Source organism: Providencia sp. 2024EL-00732, assembly GCF_044006275.1.
Taxonomy (GTDB): domain Bacteria; phylum Pseudomonadota; class Gammaproteobacteria; order Enterobacterales; family Enterobacteriaceae; genus Providencia; species Providencia huashanensis.
This window is the reverse complement of record NZ_JBIPDG010000001.1, coordinates 542,005-560,310: the sequence shown is the minus strand read 5'-3', so window position 1 is coordinate 560,310 and position 18,306 is coordinate 542,005. Positions and strand designations below refer to the sequence as shown.

The 18,306-nt window shown below is 42.1% G+C and carries 15 protein-coding genes and 1 tRNA gene; 4 read left to right on the top strand and 12 right to left on the bottom strand.

Annotated elements, in window-relative coordinates:
- Positions 1 to 40: 40 nt before the first annotated feature.
- The 5 genes from ACHB7C_RS02600 to ACHB7C_RS02580 all read right to left on the bottom strand — a co-directional run bounded on the left by ACHB7C_RS02600 (position 41) and on the right by ACHB7C_RS02580 (position 5,647).
- A complete protein-coding gene (locus ACHB7C_RS02600; RefSeq protein ID WP_042843909.1) occupies positions 41 to 817 on the bottom strand; it encodes a DmsC/YnfH family molybdoenzyme membrane anchor subunit in 777 nt (258 codons plus the stop codon).
- Between the two features lies 1 nt (position 818).
- On the bottom strand, positions 819 to 1,436 hold the full coding sequence (locus ACHB7C_RS02595; RefSeq protein ID WP_395346312.1) for a DMSO/selenate family reductase complex B subunit: 618 nt from the start codon (positions 1,434 to 1,436) through the stop codon (positions 819 to 821).
- 10 nt (positions 1,437 to 1,446) lie between these two features.
- Positions 1,447 to 3,870 carry a DMSO/selenate family reductase complex A subunit gene (locus tag ACHB7C_RS02590; RefSeq protein ID WP_042843911.1) on the bottom strand — a complete coding sequence of 808 codons (2,424 nt, stop codon included), beginning with the start codon at positions 3,868 to 3,870 and terminating at the stop codon, positions 1,447 to 1,449.
- Positions 3,871 to 4,151: 281 nt separating this feature from the next.
- A complete protein-coding gene (gene cutC / locus ACHB7C_RS02585; RefSeq protein ID WP_042843912.1) occupies positions 4,152 to 4,913 on the bottom strand; it encodes a copper homeostasis protein CutC in 762 nt (253 codons plus the stop codon).
- Positions 4,914 to 5,095: 182 nt separating this feature from the next.
- Positions 5,096 to 5,647: a VOC family protein gene (locus ACHB7C_RS02580; protein WP_395346589.1), complete on the bottom strand. Its 552-nt coding sequence runs from the start codon at positions 5,645 to 5,647 to the stop codon at positions 5,096 to 5,098.
- Positions 5,648 to 5,817: 170 nt separating this feature from the next.
- On the opposite strand from ACHB7C_RS02580, the gene argS reads away from it, so the two are divergent.
- Positions 5,818 to 7,548 carry an arginine--tRNA ligase gene (gene argS, locus ACHB7C_RS02575; RefSeq protein ID WP_042843913.1) on the top strand — a complete coding sequence of 577 codons (1,731 nt, stop codon included), beginning with the start codon at positions 5,818 to 5,820 and terminating at the stop codon, positions 7,546 to 7,548.
- Between the two features lie 200 nt (positions 7,549 to 7,748).
- On the opposite strand, the gene murJ is transcribed toward argS, so the two are convergent.
- Positions 7,749 to 9,287 carry a murein biosynthesis integral membrane protein MurJ gene (gene murJ, locus ACHB7C_RS02570; RefSeq protein ID WP_166686503.1) on the bottom strand — a complete coding sequence of 513 codons (1,539 nt, stop codon included), beginning with the start codon at positions 9,285 to 9,287 and terminating at the stop codon, positions 7,749 to 7,751.
- 91 nt (positions 9,288 to 9,378) lie between these two features.
- The gene (gene rimJ, locus ACHB7C_RS02565; protein ID WP_395346308.1) at positions 9,379 to 9,963 is read right to left on the bottom strand and encodes a ribosomal protein S5-alanine N-acetyltransferase; all 585 of its coding nucleotides are present in this window, start codon (positions 9,961 to 9,963) and stop codon (positions 9,379 to 9,381) included.
- Positions 9,964 to 10,237: 274 nt separating this feature from the next.
- On the opposite strand from rimJ, the gene mdtH reads away from it, so the two are divergent.
- Together mdtH and ACHB7C_RS02555 are read left to right on the top strand one after the other, a co-directional pair.
- The gene (gene mdtH, locus ACHB7C_RS02560; RefSeq protein ID WP_166686502.1) at positions 10,238 to 11,443 is read left to right on the top strand and encodes a multidrug efflux MFS transporter MdtH; all 1,206 of its coding nucleotides are present in this window, start codon (positions 10,238 to 10,240) and stop codon (positions 11,441 to 11,443) included.
- Positions 11,444 to 11,481: 38 nt separating this feature from the next.
- Positions 11,482 to 12,042, top strand: coding sequence for a lipoprotein (locus tag ACHB7C_RS02555; protein WP_042843917.1), 561 nt, complete (start codon positions 11,482 to 11,484; stop codon positions 12,040 to 12,042).
- Positions 12,043 to 12,185: 143 nt separating this feature from the next.
- On the opposite strand, the gene ACHB7C_RS02550 is transcribed toward ACHB7C_RS02555, so the two are convergent.
- Complete coding sequence (locus ACHB7C_RS02550) at positions 12,186 to 12,737, bottom strand: molecular chaperone (RefSeq protein WP_042843919.1); 552 nt, start codon at positions 12,735 to 12,737, stop codon at positions 12,186 to 12,188.
- Between the two features lie 194 nt (positions 12,738 to 12,931).
- Positions 12,932 to 13,873 (bottom strand): glyoxylate/hydroxypyruvate reductase GhrA, encoded by a 942-nt coding sequence (gene ghrA / locus ACHB7C_RS02545; protein ID WP_395346302.1) that lies wholly within the window; start codon positions 13,871 to 13,873, stop codon positions 12,932 to 12,934.
- A 351-nt stretch (positions 13,874 to 14,224) separates the two neighbouring features.
- On the opposite strand from ghrA, the gene ACHB7C_RS02540 reads away from it, so the two are divergent.
- Positions 14,225 to 14,312: transfer RNA gene (locus ACHB7C_RS02540), tRNA-Ser, on the top strand.
- Positions 14,313 to 14,320: 8 nt separating this feature from the next.
- On the opposite strand, the gene ACHB7C_RS02535 is transcribed toward ACHB7C_RS02540, so the two are convergent.
- The 3 genes from ACHB7C_RS02535 to dapA form a co-directional block, all read right to left on the bottom strand.
- Positions 14,321 to 15,838: a sodium:alanine symporter family protein gene (locus ACHB7C_RS02535; RefSeq protein WP_042843921.1), complete on the bottom strand. Its 1,518-nt coding sequence runs from the start codon at positions 15,836 to 15,838 to the stop codon at positions 14,321 to 14,323.
- Between the two features lie 86 nt (positions 15,839 to 15,924).
- On the bottom strand, positions 15,925 to 17,409 hold the full coding sequence (locus ACHB7C_RS02530; protein WP_042843922.1) for an aldehyde dehydrogenase: 1,485 nt from the start codon (positions 17,407 to 17,409) through the stop codon (positions 15,925 to 15,927).
- A gap of 15 nt (positions 17,410 to 17,424) precedes the next feature.
- A complete protein-coding gene (gene dapA / locus ACHB7C_RS02525) occupies positions 17,425 to 18,291 on the bottom strand; it encodes a 4-hydroxy-tetrahydrodipicolinate synthase (RefSeq protein ID WP_131679986.1) in 867 nt (288 codons plus the stop codon).
- Positions 18,292 to 18,306 lie beyond the last annotated feature (15 nt).

Genomic DNA, 18,306 nt, shown 5'->3' with positions numbered 1-18,306 from the left:
TTCCCATAGGCGTTTATTTTAATGATTATTTATCAGAAAGTTACATTGTTATTTGCCATAAATTATAAAAAGCAATTCGACCCGACAACTCTGCTAAGATCACGGCTATTGCACAAATACCCAGTAGCGCCGTCGAATTCCGTCCCCGGTATAAAAGTGCTGGGAAAACAAACAGCATCAATGCGAGAACAACCAGTTGGAAGCTCCAAAAACCCGCTTGTTCCGCACTAATTTCAGGCCCTGTTTCACCCAAAAATGACACATAAGCGGCTCTTGTAGCAAAAATAATAACTGCCCCAATAAGGAAGGCCAAAGCCCCTAACCGCTGAGCACCCAATAGAATGGCTAATGCCCCTCCACCGACTAGCAACGTCATCCACATTTGTAAGGTTGTGAAGACAGTAAACCAATTAGCAACTGTGGCAATGTTATAAACTTGTGGAATTGACCATACAAATGCCAAACCAAAAATCACCGTGCCGATGTTACATAGTTCACTTAATACTTTATTTTTAATAAATAAAGTAAACAGTAAAGTTGCAGCCCCAAAAGCGACAAAAATACCACTCAATAAAGCTTCATTACTCATTGGTGAGCGGCCAACGCCTAATAGCATATTAAAGAAGCGCAAAGGTTGCCCCACATGCAGTGCCCCCAAAGCTAACGCAATTATCATCGTAATAAAAGCCACTATATTGGCGTTACGCAATTGGTACTCATCAACCATCCCTATCTTTTTACTCAAATAAGCAAGTAAATATAGACCCGCTGCTGACTGACCCAATACGGTAAAAAATACAAGAGGAAGTTCGTGCATGTTATACCTCCGCCGGGTTTTGTAATTTACCGCTCGTATCACCATAAGGCTTCGCGTCTTTATGCGGTTTAATCACAATATTAGGGTTGGTTAGATTAGGATTTGGCATAGGTGCAATACCACTTATATTACCGTGACGTTCACGAAGTATATTGATATCGTCAAAATCTAATGCTCGCTGAGGGCAAGACTCCACACACACAGGTTTCATCCCCTTTTCAACTCGTTCGTAGCAACCATCGCATTTGCTCATCAGATGTTTCTTTTCATCGTACTGTGGCGCACCATAAGGACAACGTAATTCGCAGTAGCGACAGCCAACACAAACACTTTGGTCGACGACAACTAAGCCATCCAGTTCTCGCTTATGCATGGCTCCCGTTGGGCACCCTTCAACACAAGTCGGGTTAGAACAATGGTTACACGAAATGGATAAGTAATAGCTATAGACATTTTGTTGCCAAATACCATCTTGCTGCTGCCAACTTCCACCACCGAACTCATAGACTCGACGAAATTTAGGCCCTAAATCGAGATCTTTTTCATCTTTACAACTGACCTGACAAGTTTTACATCCCGTGCATTTCGTTGAGTCAAAATAAAAACCATACTGTTTCATCAATCACTCCTTATGCACGTTTTACGTCAACTAAGTTAGTATGTTGAGGGTTACCCTTCACTAAGGCCGATGGCTGTTGGGTGGTTAATGTATTAATACATCCACCAATATCAACACCCTCATCATTCACTTCACGCCAAGCACCTTGTGGAACAGCAATAACCCCTGGTAAAACACGCTCAGTGACTTTAGCTTTGATATACATTCGCCCGCGGTCATTAAATATTTCGGTATTATCACCATCCTTGATCCCTCTAGCAGAAGCATCGATTGGGTTAATCCAATATTGATGGGGTACCGCTTCTCGCAATATTGCAATATTAAAATAAGACGAATGCGCATGGCCCTTATCATGGTAGCCGGTCATTTGTAGCGGATATTTTTGTTTAGCTTGTTTGTTTTCAACACCTTCTGTATTTACGCAATATTCAGGTACTGCTGGAATGCGTTGGTCTGACGGGTATTCCCACTCTTTCGCTATCTTCGCTAACCGTTCTGAATAGATCTCAATTTTCCCTGATGGTGTCGGTAGAGGAGCCGTTTCTGGTGAGTCACGGAATGATTTTAATGCAATATAGTCCGCACTATTCGCCAGTTTTCTATCGACAATTCCCATATCATTTGTTTCTTCAAATGTCGGTAAATGCGGGTTTTTCTCGCGCATTTGATTGTAGCAGTACTCAATCCACTGCTCATGGGTACGCCCTTCGGTAAATTGCTCTTTAATACCTAGTTTTTGCGCAATATCAGCCAGTACATCATAAGATTGGCGGCACTCCCATAATGGCGTAATCGCGTTTTGCAGGCGAATTGCATAATGATATGCACCACTTGCATAGGAATTATTGATCAGGTCATTAGACTCTACGCTCGTGACATCAGGTAAGATCAAATCTGCATATTTTGTCGATGGCGTCATATGTGTGTCCCAAACAAGGATAAATTCACACAAAGACTCATCCGTCAAAATGTTGTGAGTTTTATTTAAATCAGAGTGTTGATTGCCAGTAACATTGCTTGCGTAATGCCATAAGAATTTTACATTTGTTTCGAGGCGCTCTTTACCGATAAGCGTCGAATTTGTTGCTGTCATCTCCGTTCCACGGGCAATGGCATCCGTCCACATAAAACAAGGGATTTTAGTCTTGACTGGGTTAGGAATAGCAAACCCTGGCACTGAATAAGCAACATTACCGCCCCATCCTCCGGCGTTGGTACCAGGACGGCCAATATGGCCCGTAACAATGGGCAGCATCATCACTGCGCGAGAAGCCTGCTCGCCTGACGCTGTTCTTTGCAGCCCCCAACCTTGAGAGATCCACGCTGCTTTAGCATTCCCTAATTCACGAGCTAGTTGAACAATACGGGTAGCTGAAACGCCAGTAATTCGGCTCGCCCATTCAGGTGTCTTTTCTATGCCATCATCACCTTTGCCTAAAATATAATCTTTATAAGAGCCATTTTTTGGCGCAGACTCAGGCAATGTTTGGCTATCCCAACCAACACAGTATTGGGCTAAGAATGCCTCATCAGTTAGCTGTTCTTTAATTAAAGTATGGATGATTGCAGCAACCAAAGCCCCATCTGTCCCGGGGTAAATAGGTATCCACTCAGCGCCAAGTGTTGTCACACTATCTGTCCGGCGTGGGTCAATAATAATCACTTTAGCTTTGCTTTTTTCTAATGCATGGAGGGTTTCATAAAATTGCCCACCACCTGACATACGTGTTTCTGCAATATTATGACCGAACATCACCACTAAATCGCTATTCGCAATTTCAGACAACAGTGAGTCGTCTAATTTCCCATAAACATAGGGAATAACACCGTTTATTTGCGCGGTTGAATAGGTACCATGTTGGTCAAGGAACCCACCCAGTTGGCTTAATAGGCGCTTACAAGCATTACGCCCTTGTAAATTTGCTCCTGTCGAGCCTGAACCATATTGGTAATAAATAGCTTCATTACCATAAGTATCAATAGTAGAACGTAGTTTTTGTGCCACTATTGTTGTTGCTTCATCCCAAGTGATACGTTTAAATTTCCCTTCTCCGCGCTTTCCTGTACGTAATAGCGGGTACTTCAGTCTATCTGGGTTGTAGGTTTTCCAACGAACAGAGCGCCCTCTTAAGCATGGGCGTATTTGATGTAAACCAAATTGCGAGTCATCATACATAGTCTCATTGGAGATTCGGGTAATTACATCATCCTTCACATGCACTTTTAACGGGCACCTGCTCCCACAGTTCACTAAACATGCGCTGTATTTAATCGTTTCATTGATTTCATCAGGTTGAATGGTAACTGGTGGTGTTGCTTGAGCAGAGAAAGGTAAAGTAATGGAACTGACAATGGCCGTTGTGGTCGCGACTGATGCAGAGGCTTGAATAAATTGCCGCCTACTCAGCGCTTTTTTTCTGATATTGTTAATCATTACATTGCTACCTTTTATTATTATAAATTGAATTACATCGTATTTTTATAGTAATTAAATAGTAGCCATATAAAAAACATGGTTAATTGATATGCATCAACACAACCGATAATCACACCATTAATAGCAAATAAATCATATTATTTACGGTATTAAGCGGTATTTATTAATGAATTAACTGCTAAAAAGCGCAAAAGCAATAAGGAAAACCAATTCATTGATTTTCCTTATCTTATAAACAACACCTAAATACCGTATTGTTGAATGCCTTAAATTATCAGCTACGCAGAGGCTTTTTCTGTAATAGAAATAAAGTCTTTCATCGCTTCTACCGTTGGCCCATCGACACAATAATGAGTAAATTCGTCACTTTCACTATTTGATGCCATTGTGACACCGACTTTACGATAATTCATCGTTGAAGGGACGGTTTTACCCGCTGAGCTATGGACTTCGGTCAAACCTATTTCGATAAACTTACTTAAATTAGCTAAACGAACGCCAGCCCCGGCCATGATTTTCGGCCCATCCATCTGGCGGCTTTTTTCATGCAGTTCTTTCAGGAGAGGTAAGCCCAATTCTGCACCTTGTTGTTGGCCAGAAGTTAATATCCGTGCAACACCTAGCTCTTTTAACTGTTCTAGTCCAAGCATTGGGTTGATACACATATCAAATGCGCGGTGGAATGTGATATTCATTCCCTGTGCTATTTCCATTAGTACCTGCATTCGGTTAATGTCAATACGTCCCTCTGTATCAAGGACTCCCACGACTGCCCCAGGAAACCCCATTTCTTTAATCATGACTAAATCTTCACAAATAACATCAAACTCACTAACGTTATAACAAAAATCACCACCCCGAGGACGAATAATAGGATGAACTGGAATATAAAGTTTTTCCCTTGCTAATTTCAGATAACCATAACTTGGTGTCAGCCCACCATCTGCGGCGCCAGAGCACAATTCGATACGATCCGCACCATATTCTTGCGCCACTTGGGCACATTCGATCCCGAAACAGCAAATTTCCAGTTTTGCCATGATGACCTCCAAAAAGTGGCAATAAAGCTAATGCTTTAAATACCCTACAATAACAGTAGGGTTATAATGTTAAACGTTAACACTTGAATTAATAATGCCATTAATCAGTGAATGTTATCGGATGGATATCACACCCCGAAAAGTTAACGGGGACTATTGATCAATAACGTTACTTGTATCACTTATTTTTCACTTTCAATTATCTTTTTTAGCGAAAATGGATGGTATTTAACCGTTATCTCACCATTTGACACTGCTAATGTTGGATTAGGCAACCTTTCTTGCTGGCCTTTGGGTTGGCTTACTTTGGTCCTGTAGCCATAAGGTAGAGGGTCTGGCAGTAGAGCACGTGCTGCCATTTCTAATTGTGAAGGCTCAACATCAATGACCATCTCAATATGTTCCCAACTTTCTTTTGGGTAGATTTTATCTTTAGGGAATGGAAGCTCAATAATATAAACATCCTGCTGTGCAATACTAATCGGCTCTGCTAGCTCATATAAACGTATTGGGCGGCCATTGATAAGGTTATCTGACACCAGTTGCGCGCACTGCATTAAACCTTGGTGCCAACGTTCTGCGGTGTTAATCTGATGGCAACGTACTGAGATATGGTCAATAAGATATGATGACAAGGATAACTTTAATTCCTCAGCCATCTGCTGTAATTTATCCCTAAATACAGGTAAATCGTCCCATAAATCTTGTAATTGTGAAACTTCACTCAATTTCATGACGCCAAAAGCCCCTTTCAATAAAACTAATCCCCTAAACAATGGCGCAGACTGTAGCATGAGAGCCCTAAAATGTGGTATAAAACCTGCCGATTTTTCTCTTCCACCTTTTAGTTCTGCGCATGTGATGGCACAATGCGGTAACTATGTTCGTAATTTAAGGTATTTCGGTGAATATTCAGGCGATTCTTTCAGATAAAATTGGTGCTGCAATGCTAGCAGCAGGTGCTCCAGAAGGCAGTGACGCGCTGGTACGTCAGTCCGCGAAGGCTCAGTTTGGCGATTATCAAGCCAACGGGGTAATGGGCGCTGCTAAAAAAATGGGGATGGCTCCGAGACAACTTGCTGAGCAGGTTGTTAATCACCTTGATTTGGACGGGGTTGCAAGCAAAATCGAAATTGCAGGTCCTGGGTTTATTAATATTTTCCTTGAACCGACTTGGATAGAGAAACATATCGAAGACGCTTTAACTTCACAACGGTTAGGCATCGCACCCGTTAAACCTGAAACGATTGTTATTGACTACTCCGCACCAAATGTTGCAAAACAAATGCACGTTGGTCATTTACGTTCAACTATCATTGGTGACGCTGCCGCGCGTACTCAAGAATATCTTGGTCATAAAGTGATCCGTGCCAACCACGTAGGTGATTGGGGTACGCAATTTGGTATGTTAATTGCCTACCTTGAAAAAGTACAAAACGAAGATGCAAGTGATATGGCCCTTGCTGACCTCGAAGCGTTTTACCGTGAAGCGAAAAAGCATTACGACGAAGATGAAGAGTTTGCCGTGCGTGCCCGTGGCTACGTAGTAAAACTTCAGTCAGGTGATGAATACTGCCGCCAAATGTGGCGTAAATTGGTTGATATCACCATGCAACAAAATCAACAAACTTACCGCCGTTTAAACGTCACATTAACTGAAGATGACGTGATGGGTGAAAGCTTATATAACAGCATGTTACCTAATATTGTCGCGGACTTAAAAGCAAAAGGCCTTGCAGTTGAAAGCGAAGGTGCGACGGTTGTCTTTCTTGACGAGTTTAAAAACAAGGAAGGCGAGCCTATGGGGGTAATAGTTCAGAAGAAAGACGGCGGCTTCTTATACACCACCACAGATATTGCTTGTGCCAAATACCGCTATGAAACCCTACATGCTGACCGTTCGCTGTATTATATTGACTCACGCCAACATCAACATTTAATGCAAGCATGGACTATCGTGCGCAAAGCCGGTTACATCCCTGAATCCATGTCTTTGGAACACCATATGTTTGGTATGATGTTGGGTAAAGATGGTAAACCATTTAAGACTCGCACAGGCGGAACGGTACGTTTATCTGACTTACTTGATGAGGCTATTGAACGCGCACAAAACCTGATCCGCGAGAAAAACCCTGAAATGCCAGAGGACGAGCTGGTCAATGTTGCAAATGTTGTGGGCATTGGTGCGGTTAAGTATGCTGACCTGTCAAAAAATAGAACCACAGATTACATTTTTGATTGGGATAACATGCTAGCCTTCGAAGGAAATACAGCTCCTTACATGCAATATGCTTATACGCGTGTGGCCTCTATCTTCAAAAAGGCTAACTTAAGCCACACTGACCTCACTTTACCGATTTCATTACAAGATCCACGTGAAATTGCACTAGCAACACGGTTATTACAGTTTGAAGAAACCATCCTGACAGTAGCAAGGGAAGGAACTCCTCATGTTATGTGTGCCTATTTATACGAATTGGCTGGGTTATTCTCAAGTTTCTACGAGCATTGCCCTATTCTGTCAGCGGAAAACGAAAATCAACGTCAAAGCCGCCTGAAACTTGCAGCATTAACACAAAAAACACTGAAAACTGGTTTAGATACACTTGGTATAGAAACCGTTGAAAGAATGTAATTGTGGCTATCAAGCCCAAAAAACAGCCCACTATGTGGGCTGTTTTTTTATGCTTAGAGACTAAACTCTTTGTCACTTTTCTAGATTTCATTGATGGAATTACCAACCTCATCATAAAAACAAATGATAAGGCTCGCGAAAAAGCAACAAAAAAGCCCAATACATTGATTGGGCCTTTCAACATTAGTCCGATTTACAGCTTAAGCGATACTGCGTTTCATAAAATCACGTGGCCGAAAACCGAGGGCGAACAAGGCAATAAAATAACTAGCCGCACCAATAACCACCACCATAATTAAACGTAGCATGCGCATTAGCATATTCCCTTCTTGCCATGATGGCATAAAGTGCAATACACCAAATAACACAAACCCCATTACCACTAAAGCAACTAATAATTTAAATAGAAAACCTTTCCAGCCAGCTAGAGGTTGGAAAATATCTTGTTTACGTAATTGCCAATACAGAACACCGGCATTGAAGCACGCTGCTAAGCCAATAGACAAGGCTAAGCCAGCATGCTGGAGTGGCCCAATAAAAGCCAAGTTCATCAATTGAGTTAATATTAAAGTCACGATAGCAATTTTAACTGGTGTGCGAATATCTTGGCGTGAATAAAACCCCGGCGCTAAAATTTTCACTAAAATCATCCCTGTCAAACCCACACAGTAAGCCACTAAAGCATATTGTGTCATCAAAGAATCATGAGCTGTAAAATTGCCATATTGGAAAAGAGAAACCGTTAACGCTTCAGATAATATTGCTAACCCAAGAGCACAAGGTAGCGCCAATAGTAGACAAAGACGCAACCCCCAATCCATTAACTGACGATATTCATTCTGGTTACCGCTTGTGAAACTTTTCGCCAACGACGGCAGCAGAATAGTCCCTAAGGCGACCCCGAGTACACCAGACGGTAACTCCATCAGGCGGTCTGCATAGTACATCCAAGAAACCGAGCCTGACTGCAAAAATGAAGCAAAAATAGTATTAATAATTAATGAGATTTGCGCGACAGATACCCCAATAATAGCGGGTCCCATCATTTTCATTACACGCCAAACGCCGCTATCTCGAAATGAAAGACGTGGCAGAACTAACATACCAACCTTTTTTAAATAAGGTAGCTGATAGACTAACTGTAAAACCCCACCCACAAGTACTGCCCATGCAAGTGACATAATCGGTGGATCAAAATAAGGGGCAGCAAAAGCAGCAAAAATGATCATGCTGACATTGAGCAAGGTTGGGGCAAAGGCTGGAACAGAAAAACGGTTCCAAGTATTCAGGATTGCTCCCGCTAATGAGGCGAGTGAAATCAAAAAGATATACGGAAAAGTGACACGAAGTAAATCCGTTGTTAGGGCAAATTTACCCGCATCATCGGTAAACCCTGGGGCAGTTACATAAATAATCCAAGGTGCCGCCACCATACCAGCCACCGTCACAATTGCCAGTGCCAGTGTTAGCATCCCCGCAATATAAGCAACAAATGTACGAGTTGCCTCTTCACCTTGCTGATTTTTATATTCAGCTAATATAGGAACGAAAGCTTGAGAAAACGCGCCTTCTGCAAAAATCCGACGCAATAAATTTGGTAATTTAAACGCGACAAAAAAGGCGTCAGCTGCAGCCCCAGCGCCAAAAACCCGAGCAATGATAGCATCACGAATAAACCCAAGCACACGGGACATCATGGTCATTGAGCTTACAGCTGCTAGCGATTTTAATAAATTCATGATTGATAAACTAAAAGAATACAATCGTATCAGTTTAACAGCGCCCGCTGCTACTGACTACGATTGAAAAGTAAATTAGGAGTTTAGGTATTTAAACTTTATGGCGTCCCCACGCATCATCGGTTAATGCCGTCAAGACATGATCTCGCCATTCACCATTGATTTGTAAGTACTGCCTTGCATAACCTTCACGTTCAAAGCCCAACCTCGCCAGAAGGTTACCACTACGCATATTATGAGGCATATAATTAGCCATAATACGGTGCATTTTTTGATGCTTTTGCATATAACGCGTCACTTGCGTTAATGCCTCATACATCAAGCCATGACCTTGCCATTTCTCACCTAAGGAATACCCTAAATAACATGCATGAAATGAACCTCGTAGGACATTACTAAAGTTAGCAACCCCCATCACTTCATTTTCTTTATCTAGTAAAAGAAAATGATAAGCACTTCCTTCACGGTGCATTTCATTCATCACTTGTAACCGGTTTTGCCAACCTGCGGGTTGATAATGTGAATTATCCCGCGTTGGTTCCCACGGCATCAAAAAATCTTTATTCAAACTATAATAATCAGCAAGTCGATAATTATCACGTTCATAAGTCAAACGAATAATCATTCTATCAGTAATAAGACGTACTTTAGGTACATTTGAACGATAACCAAACATCGTTAACCCTTAATTAATAATAAACCCTGACAACTGTTCTAGATTGTAATTTAAAGAGCTAGGAGCATACATAAATATGTGACTAGACTTGTTTAACGCAACCAATAACACTGCGATGCAAAATATGGCGGCTATTTATCGATAAAAATAAATCATCAATAACCACCTTTACCCACGATAAAAAAATATCATCTATTGCCTCATATTATACTGATATTATTGACAAGTAACATTAAGGTTCCATCCCTCTTGGCTATTTTTCTAATGGTGTGTCATGGCGCAGGTGTCACGGGCAAGAAGCCTTGGTAAGTATTTCCTTTTATTCGACAACATGTTAGTTGTTCTCGGGTTTTTTGTCGTTTTTCCCCTTATTTCAATTCGATTTGTTGACCAGCTAGGTTGGGCAGCCGTAATCGTTGGTTTTGCCTTAGGCCTTAGGCAATTTGTACAGCAAGGTTTAGGTATTTTTGGGGGAGCTATCGCTGACCGTTTTGGCGCCAAGCCCATGATTGTAATTGGAATGCTGTTGCGTGCTAGCGGGTTCGCCGTCATGGCAGTTGCCCATGACCCGTGGGTTTTATGGCTATCCTGTGTACTTTCAGCTCTTGGGGGCACCCTGTTTGACCCACCCAGAACTGCGCTTGTGATCAAATTAACTCGTCCTTACGAACGTGGGCGCTTCTATTCTTTGCTGTTAATGCAAGACAGCGCTGGGGCAGTAATTGGTGCCTTAATTGGGAGCTGGCTTTTACAATACGACTTCCACTATGTTTGCTGGGTAGGAGCCGCTGTCTTTGTTATTGCGGCTATTTGTAACGCTTGGTTATTACCTGCTTACCGCATTTCAACCGTTAGAACCCCAATAAAAGAAGGTATGACTCGGGTATTAAAAGATAAACGTTTTGTCACTTATGTTGTAACTCTAGCGGGTTACTTCATGTTATCTGTGCAAGTTATGTTAATGTTTCCTATCGTTGTTAATGAATTGGCAGGGACACCAACTGCGGTCAAATGGATGTACGCTATCGAAGCCGCGATATCTTTAACATTGCTCTACCCGATTGCGCGCTGGAGTGAAAAACATTTCCGCCTTGAACAACGCCTGATGGCCGGCTTATTTTTGATGAGCATCAGCATGTTCCCAATTGGAATGACAACTTCGCTCAATACATTATTTGCACTTATTTGCCTGTTTTATCTTGGAACCGTTACCGCTGACCCCGCTAGAGAAACTCTCAGTGCTTCTCTCGCAGATCCTCGTGCTCGTGGCAGCTATATGGGGTTTAGCCGCTTAGGCTTAGCATTAGGAGGAGCCGTCGGTTATACCGGAGGCGGCTGGATGTATGATATTGGCCATCAATGGAATATGCCGCAACTACCGTGGTTTTTATTAGGCATTATCGGCTTTATTACTTTATGGGCACTCCACAAGCAATTTAATCGTAAAAAAATAGAAACAGTCATGTTGAGTGGGCAGTAATACGCTAAACTAGCAGTATTATTGTAAAAGGAGTCATTATGAAAAAATTTTTATTGGCGACAATGATTGGCTTTCTCACTTTGTTGACTGGCTGTAGTCAATTATCTGAATTCAGTATTAGTGAATCACAAATTAATAACTATCTGGCGAACAAAGTAAAATACGACCACAAGGTTGGGGTAACCGGCTTTGCAGATGCGGATATTCAACTGGCGAATTTAAAATCAGAAATTGGCCGCAGTGAACCGGGGAAGATAGCACTAACTGGGGATGCAACCGTTAAATTAGACTCCCTGATTGGTAAAGCGGAAGCGCAAATTAACCTCACGCTGACCGCCCGCCCATACTTTGACGCACAAACAGGCTCTATTTACCTAAAAGAATTAAATATTAGCCAATATACGGTGATGCCAGAAAAAATGGACACCGCAATGTCAGCCGTTATCCCTTATTTGAATAGCTCCCTTGAAACATTTTTCGAAACTCAGCCTGTTTATGTATTAAACCCAGATAACGGTGCAGCTGAGGCAACCGCTAAAAAATTAGCGAAAGGCTTAGAAATAAAACCCGGTAAACTGGTCATTCCATTAGTTGATTAGTTATCACCATAAATTATTTCGATTGAGAAACGCATTTAAGGCAACAGAGAAATCTGTTGCCTTTCTAGTTCAATCAAAAATATTAATCAATGCATGAGAATAATAGGCTAAAACCGGCCTCTCCTGATGTGACCCTGTCACAATCACTCTATTTCTGAATCCAACTCATCACGTAAAGCAATAACAGCGTCACGAGTAATTTGTGCCAGCGTACGATAAAATGCCGTTTTGGCGTGAGCTTCAACTTTACCTAAAAAAGTACCATACCAACTTAGGATATAACTATCGAATAACTCTTCTTGAGCGGCTATTTCATCTTCCGCTGCTTGGTCTTCCAACCACGATGCTGCCAGTAATAAAGCCCCAAATGCGTCTGTTGGTGCATCGGTTAAAGACATGCCTCTCACCGTTAAAAACTCACGGACCTCTGCCTCAGTGATTTCGGAGTCGTAATCATTCGCTAGCATTGATACTGCCGGCACTTCACCCGTAAATAACGCATGATAATCCGCACTAATGGCTTTGACATCTAACCCTGTTGACATACGAGACCAAAGTTCATCTTGCTCTAATGGCCATGATGCTTTCAGTTTATCTTGTGCGATCAGGTCAATCAGCGGTTTAACTAGGCTGTCATCAGGGCTACGTTGAAATAGTGTGCCTAATATACGGCAAACGATTGAAAATTCGTTCATATACATTTTCCTATTTTACAAATCAATAGCCACATCGTCGTGACCAACGCAATGATCTTTTAGTATATCGAAAAAATAGGAAATATATTAGGTAAGAAAAAGAGGAATAACCTCGACAGTTGAATAAATAGAAACAAGATAATAGCGAGTGGCTCTTGGTATACACCTCCCCACTCGCAATAACAGAACAGTAATTAATAACCGCGCTGCATATCAACAACACCGACTGGGGCTTCACCCGCTTCGATACGCTGAATATTACTGGTAATCATATCCATCGCTTCATTAGGTAGCGTAAACGCCGCGACATGTGGCGTAATGGCAATGCGTGGATGTGTCCAAAATGGGTGCATTTGCGATAATGGCTCGCTAGCAAACACATCTAGCGCCGCACCAGCAATTTGCCCTGAATCAAGCGCTGAGAGTAAATCTTGTTCAATTAAATGTGCGCCACGTGCTAAGTTAATCACATATGCGCCTTTTTGTAGCTGGCTAAATAATTGCTGGTTGAGAATACCAACCGTTTCAGGAGTACTTGGTAATAGGTTGATCACCACACGAGTTCCTGCAAGGAAGCTTGCAAGCTGCTCATGGCCATAATAACTCTTCACTTTATCAAGGTGTTTTTCAGAGCGGCTACATGTTTTGACGTGGAAACCAAAGCTAACTAGGCGCTTAGCCACCGCTTGCCCTAGAGCACCAGCCCCCATCACACCAATAACAAATTCGTCATGTTGATACGCTGGCAATTGTTTCCATTGGCGCTGTGATTGTAACTGCCGGTATTCATCCATACGACGGAAGTAAGATAAGACTTTCGCACAGGCATATTCTTCCATTTGAATCGCCATCCCCGTATCTTCTAACCGCATAACAGGCACCCCAGCCGGTAATGTCCCAGGGTTATCGTGCTCCTGTTTTAAAATAGCGTCGACACCTGCACCTAATGCAAAAATCCCTTTTAAATCACTGCGCCCAGCTAAACACTCATAAGGGGGTAACCAAACCATGGCATAATCAGCTGCTTGATTATCCCCTTTTTCCCATTGACGAATATTAGCTTGTGGTAATCTAGCACGCATGCCTTCAATCCACTGTTTTGAATCAAAAAATGGATGGTAAAATAAAATATTCATGGCGACTCCTCTTCGGTTTCTAACAGAGTGTGCCGAATGGCTTTTCTTTTCAAGTTAATCAACCTTATACAGCTCACTCTATAAGAATTTTGTTAACTAGCTAACGGTTTTCACTCTCCCTTCTTGCAGTTCAAAATTAACATAACAAATATCAGTCACCCTAAAATATAACAATTAAGATTAGATAATAATCAAATTGATTTTTATTTAGCTAAACAACCATAAATGTGGGAAAAAGAATAAATAGATAGTTGACGCAAGACGCTATTTTCCCTATAGTAGCGCCCCGTTGCAGAGCAGGTTTTTATTACCTACTCCACAACGGATATAGCAGTACAGATTTAGAAAAACGGTGAGGTGTCCGAGAGGCTGAAGGAGCACGCCTGGAAAGTGTGTATACGGCAACGTATCGAGGGTTCGAATCCCTCCCTCACCGCCATTTTTCTTCTAGTTTTCCCTTTCTTCTTTATACAAAACTTCCTTTTCTTGCCCATTTTTAGGGCCAATACCGATACCTCTTTCATGGTACTCGCGGCTAATGTCTTCCCAAAGTTCAGCATTTTCCACCCCTGCTACTTTTGGGTCGAAAACAGGGTCAATTCCCAGTTTTTCTTGTCGTTCATAATCCCGTAAAGCACGCAATGCAGGTTTCGAAAGAAAGACTATCGCGATTAAATTGAGATAACTCATACTACCAAAGCCAATATCGCCTAAACTCCACATTAGGCTAACTGACTCCACACTTCCCATAAAGACGATAATTAAAAATACAAACTTAAGGATCAATTTGAGTACTGGATAAGACAGCTTCCTATCAAGGTAAACGATGGTTGTTTCTGCAATATAATAGTAAGCCATCAGTGTTGTGAAAGCGAAAAGGAATACGGCAATTGAAACAAACCCTGACCCGGCTGAAGTAAATACTGTGGATACCGCCATTTGTGTCCACGCCGTTCCTGCGGCCACTCCTGGGACATATTCAACTAATGCTGTTGCAGAACCGTCAGGGAACACATTGTACATATTGGTCACGAGGATCATCAACCCTGAAGCCGTGCATACCACAACTGTATCAATATAGATTGAAAAGGCTTGGATCAAACCTTGTTTAACCGGATGGCTCACTTCAGCCGCCGCAGAACTGAATGTTGCCTCACCTGCACCAGCAACATTAGAAAAAACAGCTCGGCGTACCCCCCATGAAACCGCAGTACCGATAATTCCACCAAAAACAGCATCCATCCCCATTGCACTACGGAATATCAAGCTAAACATTGCTGGGACTTTCTCATAATGGCTACCTAAAATAATCACCATCATCACGATATAAGCAAGAGCCATAATCGGCACAATTTTATCCGCAGCACTCGCAATACGCTTGACGCCACCAAAGATTAACCACGCCATTAGCACAGTGACGATTACACCTGTCACAATCGGAGGGAGATTGAAAGATGTTTGGAAAGCATCTGCGATGGTATTGGCTTGAATACCAGGAACTAATATCCCATAAGATAAACAAATGACAGCAGCCACCACGATTGCAAACGGTTTTAACTTTAAACCTTTTTCAATGTAGTAAGGGGAGCCGCCTCGATATTGGCCATCAGAACGTTGCTTATAAATCTGAGCTAATGTTGACTCAATAAAAGCACTAGCCCCTCCTAATAGCCCCATGACTACCATCCAAAAAATAGCACCGGGACCACCCGCGGCAACGGCGGTTGCGACCCCAGCAATATTACCAACACCAACGCGACCAGATAAAGCTAAGCAAAATGCTTGGAATGAAGAAATCCCATCCTTTGATGCTTTATTTTCCTTTAATAAACAAACCATTTTGATGATATAGCGAAACTGTACTCCACGTGTCGCTAAAGTAAAGTAAAGCCCCACACCTAGCGATAATATGACTAATGCATTACCCCAGATGTAACCAACGATTGTATTAACGATGGCTTCCATTTTGTACTCCTTCGTTATTGTAATTGTTTATTGTGTGTTTGCAGGGGAAAAAAAACCTGAGCCCTTAGAGCTCAGGTCAACGTTATTTATTGGTGAATAAACCAGATAACTTTCTTTTGTGTATATTGTTCGAAAGCCTCTAACCCATTATCTTTACCGCCAAAGCCTGATTGCCGGAAACCTCCAAACGGCGTAGCGATACTACCCTCACTGAATCCGTTTACCGAAACCGTTCCTGCATTAATACGACGGGCAACATGCATAACTCGATGAATATTCTGACTATAAAACGAGGCCGCTAAGCCGTAGTGCGTATCATTCGCTAAAGCAATTGCTTCATCATCATTTTTAAATGAAGTGACTGCTAAAATGGGCCCGAACACCTCATGTTTAAACAGTGACATTTGGGGAGTAACTTCATCAAAAATTGTCGGCTCAAGATACCAGCCTGAACCTATCTCATGATGGACTTTTCCACCTGTAACGAGTTGACCTCCTTCTTTTATTGTTATGTCCAAAAATGATTGAACCTTCTCAAAGTGCGCTTGTTCAATCATAGGCCCTATTGACACCTCAGCCTGTCGTGGATCACCCAATTTCCATTCTTTCAGTGCCATCGTTAGCTTTGCTAATAGTGGCTGTTTAATACTTTCATGTACTATCAGACGAGAACCACAGCTACAGTTTTCACTCATATTCCAAAATGCAGCGGCCAAGATATGCGGAATTGCAGCCTCTATATCTGCATCTTCGAACACAAGTTGCGGGCTTTTACCACCACACTCAAGAATAATTTCTTTTAAGTTACTTTCAGCCGAATACTTTAGAAACAGGCGCCCTACCTCAGTTGAACCAGTAAAGGAAACAACATCAACATCATTGTGCCGCCCAAGTGCCTCACCGACTTTTTCCCCTAAGCCGCATACAAGGCTTAGTGCCCCTTTAGGAACACCCGCTTCATAGGCAAGCTCGACCAAACGATAAGCACTTAACGATGTTAGCTCCGCCGGTTTGACCACCACAGAATTACCCACAGCAAGAGCTGGCGCAACCTTCCATGCAAACATTTGTGCTGGGAAATTCCACGGAAGTACTGCCCCAACCACGCCAATAGGCTCATTAACAATCAGCCCTAGCTCTTGCTGACTAGTTGGTGCAATTTTACCAAACAGCTTGTCGAGAGTTTCAGCATACCAATAGAAAGTTTCAATGGTGGCGGGTAAATCCGTATTTAAACATTCAGTTATTGGTTTACCTGCATCAACACAATCCAACGCAGCTAACTCCTCGCTGTGCAGGCTAATAAGATCAGCCCATTTAAGCATTACAGCTTTACGTTCTTGAGGGGATAGGTCACGCCAAATTCCCTTTTCAAACGTGTTGCGAGCCACTCTTACCGCAGCTTCAATATCTTGGGCATCCCCATCTGCGATATACCCAATGAGGCTATTATCAATCGGCGTACGGTTTTCTAACTTATTATTATGATTTGCATACCCTTCAATCAAATTGCCCGCCCATAATTTCCCTTGATTAGCGCGTTCGAATACCTGTTCTTGAGTGATTTTCATTCTGTGATCCCCCAGCTACGATTTGACTAATTTGATAAATTCATTACGTGCTGCAGTTGCTAAATTTGATAATGGCAAGCGAACAGGCCCCGCATTAAATGAGCCATTTAAGCAGCCAGCTTTAGCTTTTTGGTTATAATCACCTGATTCCATAGAATAAATTGCTGGGTATATGGTCTTCATAATTTGCTTGGCTTTATCCCAATCCCCTAATTGAGCAGCCTCATAAATTGCCACCTGTTCAGATGGGAATACATTACCTGCTCCAGCAATCCAACTTTTAGAGCCCCAGAAGAAAAAGTCCACAGGCTGGTCATCACAACCGCAGATCACTTCAAAGTTTTTAAATGACGTTTGGAGTAAATGAAGTGCGCGGCTAAAACTACCGCTGCTCTCTTTGATAGCGACAATGTTGTCAATTTCTGCCAACTTCATCACCGTATCAATTTCAATTTCTATACCAATACGAGCAGGGAAATTGTACATAATAATGGGTAATGGGGTTGATTTTGCTACTTTTTCATAGTGGGCATATACCCCTTGTTGATCGGGTAGACTATACGGAGGCGGTGATAACATTAAACCTTCATAACCGAGGTTTTTCGCTTGTTCAGCACGTGCGATTGCTCCCTCGGTTGACAAATCGTTAATGCCAGCAATTAGTGTCACACGCCCTTTGGCGATTTTGCTGACCGTTGATAATACGGTTTGGCGTTCATCTTCATTTAATGCGTAATATTCACCCGTTGTTCCGCACACGACTAAACCAGTGACGCCCTTTGCAATTAACTGCTCCGTTAGTTCTGCTAATCCACTAATATTTAATGATAAATCATCGTGAAATGGAGTGACTAATGGTACAAGAATGCCATGAAAGTTCATTTGAATTATCCTCAA

Bases quoted from the DNA above. Each gene is read 5' to 3' on its own strand.
- ghrA (WP_395346302.1), bottom strand. From the start codon at position 13,873: ATGAATATTTTATTTTACCATCCATTTTTTGATTCAAAACAGTGGATT.
- mdtH (WP_166686502.1), top strand. From the start codon at position 10,238: ATGGCGCAGGTGTCACGGGCAAGAAGCCTTGGTAAGTATTTCCTTTTA.
- ACHB7C_RS02580 (WP_395346589.1), bottom strand. From the start codon at position 5,647: ATGAAATTGAGTGAAGTTTCACAATTACAAGATTTATGGGACGATTTA.
- ACHB7C_RS02530 (WP_042843922.1), bottom strand. From the start codon at position 17,409: ATGAAAATCACTCAAGAACAGGTATTCGAACGCGCTAATCAAGGGAAA.
- ACHB7C_RS02590 (WP_042843911.1), bottom strand. From the start codon at position 3,870: ATGATTAACAATATCAGAAAAAAAGCGCTGAGTAGGCGGCAATTTATT.
- ACHB7C_RS02595 (WP_395346312.1), bottom strand. From the start codon at position 1,436: ATGAAACAGTATGGTTTTTATTTTGACTCAACGAAATGCACGGGATGT.
- ACHB7C_RS02555 (WP_042843917.1), top strand. From the start codon at position 11,482: ATGAAAAAATTTTTATTGGCGACAATGATTGGCTTTCTCACTTTGTTG.
- murJ (WP_166686503.1), bottom strand. From the start codon at position 9,287: ATGAATTTATTAAAATCGCTAGCAGCTGTAAGCTCAATGACCATGATG.
- cutC (WP_042843912.1), bottom strand. From the start codon at position 4,913: ATGGCAAAACTGGAAATTTGCTGTTTCGGGATCGAATGTGCCCAAGTG.
- dapA (WP_131679986.1), bottom strand. From the start codon at position 18,291: ATGAACTTTCATGGCATTCTTGTACCATTAGTCACTCCATTTCACGAT.
- ACHB7C_RS02535 (WP_042843921.1), bottom strand. From the start codon at position 15,838: ATGGAAGCCATCGTTAATACAATCGTTGGTTACATCTGGGGTAATGCA.
- ACHB7C_RS02600 (WP_042843909.1), bottom strand. From the start codon at position 817: ATGCACGAACTTCCTCTTGTATTTTTTACCGTATTGGGTCAGTCAGCA.
- ACHB7C_RS02550 (WP_042843919.1), bottom strand. From the start codon at position 12,737: ATGAACGAATTTTCAATCGTTTGCCGTATATTAGGCACACTATTTCAA.
- rimJ (WP_395346308.1), bottom strand. From the start codon at position 9,963: ATGTTTGGTTATCGTTCAAATGTACCTAAAGTACGTCTTATTACTGAT.